The following is an 11,829-nucleotide window of genomic DNA, read 5'->3' on the forward strand; positions in this document are numbered from 1 at the left end:
TACATCCATACATGTATGGATGTAAGATTCGTTTACCTCTGACGACGCCAACGGGAACGACCGACACCATGAAAATGTTTTTCCGACACGGCCGGACGAACTTGCTGGTCCTGGCCGCGGCTCTGTTGCTGGCTGCCTGTGGCCAGGACAATGCCCCCCAGCAGGCCGCCGGCAATCAGGAACGGCCGCCGCATCCGGTGGAAGTGACGACCATCGCCCGTCAGGATATCCCCCTGGAGAAGTCCTACCCGTCGCTGCTGCGCAGCGACGATGAGGTTACCCTGGTGGCCCGTGTCACGGGTTTCCTCGAGCAGCGGCACTTCGAGGCCGGTCAGCTGGTGGAGCAGGGGCAGAAGCTCTACACCATCGAGCCGGACCTCTACCAGGCCGTGGTCAACCAGCGCGAGGCAGATCTGCAGAGCGCTCGTGCCGAGCTCGCCCGGGCCCAGCGCGACGCCGAGCGTTTCGAGCGGCTGCTGAGCCAGAACTCGGTGAGTCGTCAGCAGTACGATCAGGCACTGGCAGATATGCGTGTTGCCAGCGCCCGGGTCGCACAAGCCGAAGCCGCCCTTGAGAGTGCCCGCATTGATCTGGACTATGCCGAGGTGACCGCACCCGTCTCCGGGATGATTAGCCTCAGCCGGATCAACGTCGGCAATCTGGTGAGCAGTGGCATCGAGCTTGCCACCATCACTCCGCTCGATCCCCTGGAAGTGCGCTTCCAGCTGCCCCAGCGCGATGCCTTCGAGCTGCGCCGCCAGCTAGGCGAGCAGTCCGTCGAGGCGATCACCACCCTGTTGCGCTTGCCCGGCGATAACGGTGCCGAGAGCCCGACACTAGAGGGGCGCCTCGATTTCCTGGGCTCCCGGGTGGAGGAAGCCACCAGCACCGTCCAGGCCAGTGCCACCTTCGCCAACCCGGAGGGCCGCGTGCTGCCCGGCCAGTTCGTGCGGGTCAGCCTGGAGGGGCTCAAGCGCTATAACGTGCTGGCGGTACCCGAGATCGCCATCGGCCAGGGGCTGATGGGCCCCCAGGTGTACGTGCTCGACGAGGAGAGCGTGGCCCGGGCCCGCACCGTGGAGCTGGGCGAGGTGGCCGGTCCCTGGCAGATCATCCGCGGCGGCCTGGAAGTCGGCGAGCGGGTAGTGGTGGGCGACCCCGCCGGCATCGAACCGGGTACGGACATCGATCCCCAGCCCTTCGATGGCGACGCCCAGGCGCTGATGGAGCGCGCCATGCAGACCGGGAAGCGGCAGCAGGGCGCCGGCGCGCCGGAAGGTGCCGCGGCGCAGGGTGGCCAGGCTGACACGGCATCCGGCGCCGAGGCGGCGTCTGATAAGGCCGACGGAGGCGAAAGCTGATGCCGTTCTCCAACTTCTTCATCAAGCGGCCGGTCTTCGCCACGGTACTGGCGATCATCCTGACGCTGATCGGGGTGGTGAGCATGCGGGTGTTGCCGATCGAGCAGTACCCCGGTGTGGTGCCGCCCACGGTCTCGGTGCAGGCCCAGTTCCCCGGCGCCGATGCCGAAACCGTGGCCCAGACGGTGGCCGCTCCCCTGGCCGAGGCGATCAACGGCGTCGAGAACATGCTCTACATGAGCTCGACCAGCGCCGACAACGGCACCATGAGCCTCAGCGTGGCGTTCAGCATCGGCACCGACGGCGACATCAACACCATCAACGTCAACAATCGCGTCCAGGGGGCGCTGTCGCAGCTGCCCGAGGCCGTGCAGGCCCAGGGCGTCACCGTGGAGCTGCGCTCCAGCTCGATCCTGATGCTGGTGGCACTGATCTCCCCGGAGGGTGACTATAACCGCACCTACATGCAGAACTACGCCACCCTCAACATCCTCGACGAGCTGCGCCAGGTACCCGGCGTCGGCAATGCCGAGGTGCTGGGTGGCGGCGAGTTCGCCATGCGCATCTGGATGGACCCGGACAAGCTGGCCCAGTACGACCTGACCCCCACCGAGGTGGCCGCGGCCATCCGCGCCCAGAACACCGAAGTGCCGGCGGGCAGCCTGGCGGCCACGCCGCAGAGCGAGCCGCGCGCCTTCAGCTACACCATCACCGCGGGCGGGCGGCTCAGCGACGTCGACGACTTCCGCGAGATATTCCTGCGTACCAACCCGGATGGCTCGTCGCTGCGCCTGCATGACGTGGCGCGCATCGAGCTGGGTGCCTCCTTCTACGGCGTGGATGCCCGCCTGAACGGCGCTGCCATGTCGCCGATCATCATCAACCAGCAGCCGGGGGCCAATGCCCTGGAGACGGCCGAGGCAGTCAAGGCGACCATGGCCGAGCTGGAGGGGCGCTTCCCGCCCGGCCTCGAGCAGGTGGTGCCCTACGACACCACCCTGTTCATCAATGCCTCTGTCAACACGGTGATCAATGTGTTCACCGAGGCCTTCCTGATCGTCGGCGTGATCCTGTTCATCTTCCTGCAGAACTGGCGCTTCACGGTGATCGCCATGTCAGTGGTGCCGGTCTCGGTGATCGGCACCTTCGCCGGTTTCTACATGTTCGGCTTCTCCATCAACCTGCTGACGCTGTTTGCCCTGGTGCTCTCCATCGGCATCGTGGTGGATGACGCCATCCTGGTGGTGGAGAACGTCGAGCGGGTACTCAGCGAAAACGAGGAGATCACCGTCACCCAGGCCACCATCCGCGCCATGAAGGAGGTGGGCGGCCCGGTCATCGCCACCTCGCTGATCATGGTCGCGGTGTTCGTGCCGGTGGCCTTCCTGGGCGGCTTCACCGGCCAGATCTACCAGCAGTTCGCACTGACCGTGGCGATCTCGGTGGCCTTCTCGGCGCTGATGGCGCTGACCTTCACCCCGGCCCTATCGGCAATCTTCATCAAGCACAAGCCGGCGAGCGGCAACGAAACGGCGTTTCGGCGAGCCATCAATACCCCGCTGCGCCTCTTCGATCGCCTCTTCGCTGCCACCACCGCCGCCTACCTGTGGGTGGTCAAGGTGTTGGTGCGCTTCTGGGGTCTAGCGCTGCTGCTCACTGCCCTGGTGATCGGTGGCTCCTGGTGGATGTACCAGATCACGCCTTCGTCCTTGGTGCCGGAGACTGACCAGGGCATGGTGCTGGTCAGCGTGCAGCTGCCGGACTCCGCGTCCCTGGCGCGTACCCAGGATTACATGGCTGTGCTGAGCTCGCGCATCGAGGAGGTCCCGGGAGTCAACCACGTGGCAGCGGTCGCCGGCTACGACATCCTTTCCAGTGCGGTGAACACCGCCCGTGGCGTGATGTTCATCGACATGGCGCCCTGGGCGGAGCGTGAGATCACCGCCCAGGGGCTGGTGGGGCAGGTGATGCAGTTGGGGGCCCAAGTGCCGGGCGGCTCGGCCAGGGCCTTCAACATGCCACCGATCATGGGGCTCTCCACCACCGGTGGCTTCACCGGCTACCTGCAGTCCTTCGAGGGTGTGACCCCGCAGGAGCTCTTCCAGGCCTCGATGCAGGTGATGCAGGCGGCGGGCGAGCACCCGGCCCTGCAGCGGGTGTTCACTACCTTTAACGTCAACGTGCCGAGCTACCGGGCTGAGATCGACCAGCAGAAGGCGCTCAGCTACGGCGTGGCGCTACAGGACCTCAACGCCACCCTGTCGAACACTTTCGGCAACGGCTTCGTCAACTACTTCAGCTACCAGAACCGCAATTTCCAGGTCTACCTGCAGAACGAGGACGAGTTCCGCCGGACCCCGGATGACATCAACAACGTCTTCGTGCGCGGCGGCAACGGCGAGCGGATCCCGCTCTCCGAGTTCGTGACCCTCGAGCGCCAGGCCAAGCCGGCGGTGGTGTCGCGCTTCGGGGTCTACCTGGGCGCCCAGTTCCAGGGCGGCCCGGCCCCGGGCTACAGCTCCGGCGAGGCGGTCGCCGCCATGGAGGAGATCGTTCAGGAGACGCTCGGCAAAGGTTGGGGCATGGGCTGGACCGGCACCGCCTACCAGGAGACCCAGATGGGCAGCACCGCCAACCTGGCGATCGTCTTCGGCCTGCTAATGGTGTTCCTGATTCTGGCGGCCCAGTACGAGAGCTGGTCGCTGCCGCTGGCGGTCCTCACCGCGACCCCATTCGCTTTCCTCGGCGGCATCGGCGGGATCGTGCTGCGTGGGCTGGATACCAGTGTCTATGTGGAGATCGGCATGCTTGTGGTGGTGGGGCTGGCGGCCAAGAACGCCATCCTGATCGTCGAGTTCGCCGAGCTGCAGCGCAAGGAGCAGGGCAAGTCGATCCGCGAGGCGGCCATCACCGCCGCCCGGCTGCGCTTCCGGCCCATCGTGATGACCTCGCTGGCGTTTATCTTCGGCACACTGCCGCTGGCTATGGCCACCGGGGCGAGCGATACCAGCAGCCACCATATCGGTACCACGGTGGCGGTGGGTATGGCCAGCGTGGCGGTGCTGGGCAGCTTCTTCGTGCCGAGCTTCTACGCCATGATCGCGGCGGTCTCCGACTGGCTCCGGCGCAAGGTGCTGGGAGGTGGCGCCGAGCATCGCCGGCCGGCAGGTGCCGATCAGCCGTGAGGGCCGGGGCCAGCGCCGGGTGCTGGCCCCATGACTGGCACGCAACAGAAGGGGCGCCCGATTGGGGGGCGCTCCTTCTCTTATCAAGGGTCATCCTGTGCACTTGCGAACCGGTCCATGACTCACATCAGGGCGGTGCGTTCCACTCCCCCCATGGTCTACGCTGTAAAGAGAGACTCATTCGTTGGCAAAGTATTGCCGGGAGGTGCCGCATGGAAACCGTACGTCAGATTGCCCTGAGCTTCCCGGTGGTGGTGTTCAGCGCGCTGCTGGGCCTCGCCGCCCTCTACTGGCTGCTGGTAGCCTGGCGCCTGGCGCCGGTGGAGTGCTTTGAGCACGACAGCCTCAAGGGCGACCACCTGGCCAGTACTCTGGTGGCGCTCGGCTTCGCCGGGGTGCCGGCCTCCTTCGCGCTGACGGTGCTGCTGATGCTGGCGGGGGGCATCACCCTGGGGGTGGAGCTCGCCGTGCTGCGCTGGCTGCCGCTGGGGCTGTTCCGTATCCCGGTCGGGGTAGGGGTGCTATGGGGGGCCTTCGCGCTCGCCTCGCCGCTGGCCGCGGCGTTGTGCCATGGCCTGCATCACTGGTTCCATCGCCATGCCCCGCAACAGCGGCGCTGCCTGCTGGGCGAGAAGGTGGAGGTGAGGGAAGAGGCGGATGCCGATGGCTGGGCCACGGCGAGACTGGTAGGCGACCCGGCATGGCAGGTGCGCCTGCACGGCAAGCCCGGCAACCTGCCGCAGGTCGGCGAGCGTCGGGTGCTGGTCAAGTATGTGGCCGGGGAGGACGCCTACCGCAGCGTACCGGAGGTCGAGTATCGTGAGGCACGGGCCCACCTCAGCCGGCTGCGCCTGCGCCAGGGGCGGGGCCAGGGAAGAGCTGGTGCCGCGGTCTCATCCTGACGCCGGGGCACGCATTAGTTCCAGCTGGGCGTCCAGCAGCAGGGTGCCGCGCTCGACGATCGAGAACCTCTCGTGATTACGCAGCCAGTCATGGAAGAGCCCGCCGAGCATCGCCTGCAGCAGCTCGCCGGCCACTTCCGGGTTGAGCCCCGGGCGCAGGTGGCCCTGGCGGGCCGCACAGACGAAATAGTCGGTCAGGGCGCCACAGGCCTCCTCGGCTATCTCGTTCTGCATGGTCAGCGGGTCGATGTCGCCGAAGACCTCGCAGTGATGGATGAGAATGGCATGCACGCGCCGGTAGCGGGGCTGCTCGAGGCGCTCGAAGCCCTTGAGGCAGGCCAGGCGGATCGCCTCGAGGGGACGCTCGGTGACGCTGGGGTCGCCGATCTCCTCCACCAGCTCCTGAAAGGGTATGCGCACGCGCTGCAGCATGGCCTGGAAGAGGTCGGCCTTGTTGCGGAAGTGCCAGTAGATGGCGCCGCGGGTCATGTCGGCGTGACGGGCGATCTGTTCCAGGGAGGTGCGTGCCACGCCCTTCTCGAGGAAGACCTCCTCGGCGGCGTCCAGCAGGGCTTCCCGGGTAGCGGCGGCCTCGGCCTTGGTGCGTCTGGCCATGAAAGCGGGCTCTCCAGCGTTCTGGTGATTGTCATAGTCTACGCGAGTCGTCTCGCCTTTTACATACACCATTGTATGGATAGCGACGTGCCGGTCAGGTCATGCCGCCCGGGCTCGTTTTCGGCGCGGCAGTGGCGTATAAGGAAGTCACGAAAAACACCGTTCTGTGACGCAAGGAGCGCCCATGGCCCGTGCCCCCTTCGAACTCGCCGGTACCCGCGTGGCGGCAGGCTCGCGTACCCAGATCGACGTGCCGGTGGCGCGCCTCTATACCCATGCCCCGCTCTACATTCCCGTGGAAGTGGTGCACGGCCGGCAGTCGGGCCCGGTGCTGCTGGTCTGCGGCGGGATTCACGGCGACGAGATCAACGGCGTGGAGATCGTGCGCCGCCTGCTGCGCTCGAAGCAGCTCCAGGGGCTGCGCGGCACCCTGATCGCCGTGCCGATCGTCAACGTCTTCGGCTTCGTGCAGCACAGCCGCTACCTCCCGGACCGCCGCGACCTCAACCGCTGCTTCCCGGGCAGCGAGTCGGGCTCGCTGGGCGGGCGAGTGGCGGCGCTGTTCCGCGAGCAGATCGTCGACCACGCCACCCACATCATCGACCTGCATACCGGCGCCATCCACCGCACCAACCTGCCGCAGATCCGCGCCCAGCTGACGCCCGGGGGTGAGACCGAGCGCATGGCCAACGCCTTCGGGGCGCCGGTGATCCTCAACGCCGAGCTGCGCGAGGGCAGCCTGCGCCACTACGCCCAGAACAAGGGTATCCCGGTGCTGACCTACGAGGCCGGCGAGGCGCTGCGCTTCGACGAGTGGGCGATCACCCCCGGCGTGCGCGGCGTGCTGCGAGTGATGCGCCGGCTCGGCATGCTTACCGGCGAGCGCCGCCGCCGCGCGCCCCCGGCGGCGGAGGTCGCCAACGGCTCGAGCTGGGCCCGGGCGCCCATCGACGGCATCCTGCGCCCCCGGGTGCGGCTCGGCGCCCGAGTGGCCAAGGGCGATCTGCTGGGAAAGGTCGCCGACCCCTTCGGCAACGCCGAAGAGGGGGTGCGAGCGATGGCCGACGGCATCGTCATTGGCATGGGGCGGCTGCCGCTGGCCAACGAGGGCGAGGCGCTGTTCCATATCGCCCGCTTCGATGCCATCGAGGAGGCTGAGAACGCCGTGGAGAGCTTCCATTCCAGCCTTGAGCCACCGCCCGATGCGCTTTACTGAGTCTCAGGCGACCTCGGCGGCAGCCTCGCGCTCGGCGACCAGGCCCAGGGCGTCGTCGAAGACCGGCAGGCCCGCGCCCTCGCGATGGGCATGTTCGGAGAGGTGACGGCGGAACTTGCGTCCCCCCGGCTGGCCCTGGAAGAGCCCCAGCAGGTGGCGGGTGACGTGGTTGAGCTTGGCGCCCTCCGCGAGGCGGTGGGCGATATAGGGGCGCAGCGCGCGGGCCGCCGTGTGGCGGCTCTCTGCCGGGCCCGGCACGCCGTAGAGGGCCTCGTCGACGCCGGCCAGCAGCCAGGGGTTCTGGTAGGCTTCGCGACCGACCATCACGCTGTCCACGAGCTCGAGCTGTTCCCGGCAGGCGTCGAGTGTCTTCAGGCCGCCGTTGATGCCGATATGCAGCTCAGGCCGGCTCGCCTTGAGGCGGTGCACCCTCGGATAGTTGAGCGGCGGCACGTCGCGATTCTCCTTGGGCGAGAGCCCCTCGAGCCACGCCTTGCGCGCATGCACGATGAAGGTATCGCAGCCGGCGTCGGCCACGGTGGCGATGAAGCACTCGAGATCGGCATCCTCGTCCTGGTCGTCGATGCCGATGCGGCACTTCACCGTGACCGGGATCGACACCGCATCGCGCATGGCGCGCACGGCGGCGGCGACCTTCTCGGGGTGAGCCATCAGGCAGGCGCCGATCAGGTTGTTCTGCACCCGGTCGCTGGGGCAGCCGACGTTGAGGTTGACCTCATCAAAGCCCCACGCCTCGGCGATCGCGGCGCACTCGGCGAGTTCAACGGCGTCGCTGCCGCCCAGCTGCAGGGCAAGCGGGTGCTCGACCGCCTCATGGCCAAGGAAGCGCGAGCGCGGGCTACCGTGCAGGATGGCGCCGGTGGTCACCATCTCGGTGTAGAGCAGGGCGCGCTGGGTCAGGGTCCGGGCAAACGTGCGGTAGTCGCGGGTCGTCCAATCCATCATGGGTGCCACGGAAAAGGTACGGTCGAGCTGGGGCATTCGATATCACGGGGTATGTGCGGGGAAGGACCGGCATTCTAGCAAGACGGGGTCATTTCTGACCATCTTCGGCGGTCATGGTGGTATCCCGGGCTCAATGTCCTGGGTGCGAACCGTTTTCACCGGCGGCACGGGCGATGGCGTCGGCGGCCCACTGGTTCAGGCTCTTGCCGGAGGCCTGCGCGGCGATGCTGGCAGCGGCGTGCACCTCGGGAGGGATGCGCAGCAGCACCCGGCCGGATGCCGGCTTGAGAGGCTCGCGGCCAGTGGCGCGGCAGTCCTCCAGGTAGTGATCGACGGCCACATGAAAGGCGTCGGTCAGCTCGGCGACGCTCTCGCCGTGGAAGCTGATGCGGTCGGCGATCCCGAGCACGTGGCCGACAAACACTTCATCCTCGGCGTCGAACTCGATACGGGCGGTGTAGCCCTGATACTTGATCACGTTGGTCATGGTCTAATTCCTCTCTCGTCCAGCCAGGCGCGCACGTCCTCGACCTGATACTTCTTGGCCTCCTTGCCGGGGTGGGGGCGGTGCAGGTAGAGCCGGCCAGCGTCGCCAAGCTCGAAGGCGACGCGCGACCCGTCGCCTTCCCGCACCTCGCCGCCCAGGGCAACGACAAGCGCCTCGATGTCGGCGAACACGATCCCGCTGGCTGTGGGATGACGATAGATGGCCGCCAGGGTCTTGCGGTGCTTGGTCTTCATTCGACAATGATAGCGCCAAATGATACCAACGCGCAACGCTCAGGCGTCGCGGCCGATGGCTCAGAGAGGGGGAAACTGTTTCGCGTTGCTGCGAATTTGCTACAGGAAGGCTGTGATGCCCGGTATTGCTGGCGTGGATTCCAATCCATCATGGGGGCCACGGAGAAGGTGCGGTCGAGCTGGAGCATCGGCATCACGGGAGTGTCGGTCGGGAAGGCGGGTATTCTACCAGCACTGGTCAATTTCTGGCCAATGCTGGCAGGGTGATATGCCCGCAAGCCTGGCGGTCCTTGCCTGGTGCACGAAACCCGACACGCAGAAACACCAAGGCCCGCATCAGCGGGCCTTGGTGCTCGGCGTCTTGCGACGCGATAGGTCTGTCTGATCGGCGATCAGATGACTTCGATGTTCGAAGCCTGCAGGCCTTTCTTGCCCTGAACCACATCGAAGGAGACCTGCTGGCCGTCCTGGAGGGACTTGAAGCCGTCTGCCTTGATCTCGGAGAAGTGGGCAAAGAGGTCATCGCCACCGTCGGTCGGGGTGATGAAGCCGAAGCCTTTTGCGTCGTTGAACCACTTGACTGTGCCAGTAGACATATTCTGTCTCCTTTCGCGCTATGCGCTTGTTACGAATTACCGGGTAATGCCCCGAGTGCTAGTGGGTCAAACAAGGGGATATAACCAGACAACCGAAAGGATTCGACTACTACTGACAATATGCATCTTGCTAACCAACTGGCGCTACAGTGTCACGGTTGGCGCCCGCCGTCAATGCCTTGTGTGATGTTTCCTCCATCCCGACATGGCAGGGGAGGAGGCAGAGGCCGCACCTGGCGTCCTTCGTCCATACTGATCGATATTCACATCACCATCAGGAGGAGCAGAGCATGAGCGGCGATCTCACCGAGCATCAGATGGAGCTGCTGGCCCGCGTGCTGCAGCACGGCGGGGCGCTGGCCGCCCCCTTCGGTCACCCGGGCGAGGACAGCCTGCTGGAGGAGGTAATGGAGGACATCGACGACCTGGAAGCCAGGGGACTGATCACGGTCGATCGGACGCGGGGCAGCGACGCACCCGAGTCCGTCAGCCTTACCCAGGAGGGTTATGACGCCTTGGGCATGGCTTGAGAGAGGGAGCAGGGCGGTGCCCCTTCGGCACTGCCGGCAATGACAGGAGACGACGTCATGGCAGAACGGAAGCAGGAACTGGAGACGTTGCGCGACGAGCTGATCGATCGGTTCGACCGCTACAAGGCCCACAAGGAGCAGCGGGGCGGTCCGCTGGACAAGGACATGGAGGACCAGTCCATCGAGCTGCAGAACGATGACGTGATCGAGGCTCTGCAGCAGGAGGCCGAGGACGAACTGCGCCAGGTAGTGCATGCGCTCAAGCGCATCGACGACGGCGAGGGCGATCTCTGCGAGCAGTGCGGCGAGCCCATCGATGCTCGCCGGCTGGCGGCGGTGCCCTATACCACGCTCTGTCACGACTGTGCCGAGCGGCCCTGAGCGCACGCGTCGTGGCCGAAAATGATGGTAGTCTGGCCTCTCATCGACTGGGCGGGAGGCGTGCATGACAGCGTGGTATCGAGCAATGGGGGCAGGCCTGCTGCTGGTGTGGCTGGCCGGTTGCAATGGTGGCGAGGAGGAGGCCGCGTCCGAGCCGGCCGAGACGAGCACCGCGGCCGAGAGCCGCGAGCCGCCGCCGGAGGCAGCGCCCGAGGCACCCGAGGTGCCGCCCTTCGACCAGACGGTGATGATCGATGTCTCGTCTCGCCTGGGCAGCGACCGGCGCCTGACGGTGGAGGGTGAGACCAATCTGCCCGAGACGACCCGCTTGCAGGTCTTCGTGGAGCGCGAGCTCAGCGGGGTGCGTTGGCGCGAACGCGTGTCGGTGGAGGAGGGTGGCTTCGTGGCCGGCCCCTTCGGGCCCGGCAGCGGGTTACCGGATGGCGGCTATCGCGTCACGGTCGATGTGCAGGAGGGAAGCGTGCAGCCGCGGTCGGTGCGTGAGCGCCTGGGCGGGCAGAATGAGCATCTCAGCGGGCCCCTGGTGCAGCAGTCACGTCATGGCCTGGGGCGGGTGGCCAGCTACAGCCAGCGCTTCCTGGTAGGCAGCGAGACGCGCCGCACCCTCGATCACGTCGAAGTGATGGAAGTGGAGTGATCCCTCACAGCGGCTGGACGCGCCAGTGGGCCACCAGCTTGCCGACCAGGCGGCAGGCCGGGGTCCAGGGCATGGCTTCGTCACTGTTCTCGCGATGGAACATCAGCTCGCCGGTGGCGGCCTGGTCGACCCGGCGGATGGCCAGGGTGCCGTCATCGTCGATGAGATAGAGACCGGGCTGGCGGAAGATGTCGCTGGGGGCGATGGCGACCAGATCCCCCGCGGCGAGGAAGTCGAAGTGCTCGCCCGGGGCGGGGGTGACCAGGTGGCAGTCGCCGTCCCAGCGTTGGCCGGGCACCATCTCGATCGGCAGGTCGATGCCCTTTTGCCGGCCATCCTGCCAGGGCAGCGGCGGGCGGCTGCGCAGGTAGAGCGGCGAGGCCTGAGCGCCCGTTTCCTCGAGCAGCCGCGACAGCGGGCAGTTCAGGGCCTGGGCCAGGGCCACCAGCCGCTCGTGGCCGATCTGCCGGATGGCGCCGGATTCCCAATAGGAGATGGTCACATCGGACACCCCGACCCTGCGTGCCAGGGCCGCCTTGTTGAGCTTGGCCTCCAGCCGAAGTTCCTTGATCCGCGGGCCGAGTGTATCCATTGCAGCATCCTGTGGGTAAATGAGTTGGCTGATCATCTGTGATCGGTTCTTGGCGTGCAAGGGCACGCATCAACGTTAATTCTGCC

13 protein-coding genes are annotated in these 11,829 nt (G+C 66.6%); 7 read left to right on the forward strand and 6 right to left on the reverse strand.

Annotation, left to right across the window (positions count from 1 at the left end; genetic code table 11):
- Positions 1-68: 68 nt before the first annotated feature.
- The 3 genes from OP498_RS08395 to OP498_RS08405 all read left to right on the forward strand — a co-directional run bounded on the left by OP498_RS08395 (position 69) and on the right by OP498_RS08405 (position 5,448).
- Positions 69-1,361 (forward strand): efflux RND transporter periplasmic adaptor subunit, encoded by a 1,293-nt coding sequence (locus OP498_RS08395; RefSeq protein WP_280549696.1) that lies wholly within the window; start codon positions 69-71, stop codon positions 1,359-1,361.
- Positions 1,361-4,546, forward strand: a complete 3,186-nt coding sequence (locus OP498_RS08400) for an efflux RND transporter permease subunit (RefSeq protein WP_280549698.1) — start codon at positions 1,361-1,363, stop codon at positions 4,544-4,546. Before OP498_RS08395 ends, OP498_RS08400 begins: the two co-directional genes overlap by 1 nt.
- A 212-nt stretch (positions 4,547-4,758) precedes the next feature.
- The gene (locus tag OP498_RS08405) at positions 4,759-5,448 is read left to right on the forward strand and encodes a hypothetical protein (protein ID WP_280549700.1); all 690 of its coding nucleotides are present in this window, start codon (positions 4,759-4,761) and stop codon (positions 5,446-5,448) included.
- Here OP498_RS08405 and OP498_RS08410 read toward each other — a convergent pair.
- Positions 5,440-6,063 (reverse strand): TetR family transcriptional regulator, encoded by a 624-nt coding sequence (locus OP498_RS08410; protein ID WP_280549702.1) that lies wholly within the window; start codon positions 6,061-6,063, stop codon positions 5,440-5,442. The genes OP498_RS08405 and OP498_RS08410 overlap by 9 nt on opposite strands.
- Positions 6,064-6,247: 184 nt before the next feature.
- Between OP498_RS08410 and OP498_RS08415 the strand changes: the two genes are divergently transcribed.
- A complete protein-coding gene (locus OP498_RS08415; protein WP_280549704.1) occupies positions 6,248-7,279 on the forward strand; it encodes a succinylglutamate desuccinylase/aspartoacylase family protein in 1,032 nt (343 codons plus the stop codon).
- 3 nt (positions 7,280-7,282) lie between these two features.
- Here OP498_RS08415 and dusA read toward each other — a convergent pair whose 3' ends face one another.
- The 4 genes from dusA to OP498_RS08435 form a co-directional block, all read right to left on the reverse strand.
- Positions 7,283-8,281: a tRNA dihydrouridine(20/20a) synthase DusA gene (dusA, locus tag OP498_RS08420; protein ID WP_280553230.1), complete on the reverse strand. Its 999-nt coding sequence runs from the start codon at positions 8,279-8,281 to the stop codon at positions 7,283-7,285.
- Between the two features lie 94 nt (positions 8,282-8,375).
- Positions 8,376-8,732, reverse strand: a complete 357-nt coding sequence (locus OP498_RS08425) for a type II toxin-antitoxin system HicB family antitoxin (protein ID WP_280553231.1) — start codon at positions 8,730-8,732, stop codon at positions 8,376-8,378.
- Complete coding sequence (locus OP498_RS08430; RefSeq protein WP_280553232.1) at positions 8,729-8,986, reverse strand: type II toxin-antitoxin system HicA family toxin; 258 nt, start codon at positions 8,984-8,986, stop codon at positions 8,729-8,731. The genes OP498_RS08425 and OP498_RS08430 overlap by 4 nt, the downstream gene beginning before the upstream one ends.
- 392 nt (positions 8,987-9,378) lie before the next feature.
- Positions 9,379-9,582, reverse strand: a complete 204-nt coding sequence (locus tag OP498_RS08435; protein WP_089714596.1) for a cold-shock protein — start codon at positions 9,580-9,582, stop codon at positions 9,379-9,381.
- 290 nt (positions 9,583-9,872) lie between these two features.
- On the opposite strand from OP498_RS08435, the gene OP498_RS08440 reads away from it, so the two are divergent.
- The 3 genes from OP498_RS08440 to OP498_RS08450 all read left to right on the forward strand — a co-directional run bounded on the left by OP498_RS08440 (position 9,873) and on the right by OP498_RS08450 (position 11,151).
- Positions 9,873-10,112 carry a hypothetical protein gene (locus OP498_RS08440; protein ID WP_280547538.1) on the forward strand — a complete coding sequence of 80 codons (240 nt, stop codon included), beginning with the start codon at positions 9,873-9,875 and terminating at the stop codon, positions 10,110-10,112.
- 57 nt (positions 10,113-10,169) lie between these two features.
- Positions 10,170-10,493: a TraR/DksA C4-type zinc finger protein gene (locus OP498_RS08445; protein WP_280547541.1), complete on the forward strand. Its 324-nt coding sequence runs from the start codon at positions 10,170-10,172 to the stop codon at positions 10,491-10,493.
- 64 nt (positions 10,494-10,557) lie between these two features.
- Complete coding sequence (locus OP498_RS08450) at positions 10,558-11,151, forward strand: hypothetical protein (RefSeq protein WP_280553233.1); 594 nt, start codon at positions 10,558-10,560, stop codon at positions 11,149-11,151.
- A gap of 4 nt (positions 11,152-11,155) precedes the next feature.
- Here the strand turns inward: OP498_RS08450 and OP498_RS08455 are convergent, their stop codons facing one another.
- Positions 11,156-11,743, reverse strand: coding sequence for a helix-turn-helix transcriptional regulator (locus OP498_RS08455; RefSeq protein ID WP_280547543.1), 588 nt, complete (start codon positions 11,741-11,743; stop codon positions 11,156-11,158).
- Between the last annotated feature and the right edge of the window lie 86 nt (positions 11,744-11,829).

Origin of the sequence: Halomonas sp. 25-S5 (genome assembly GCF_029889845.1) — a bacterium.
GTDB lineage: Bacteria > Pseudomonadota > Gammaproteobacteria > Pseudomonadales > Halomonadaceae > Halomonas.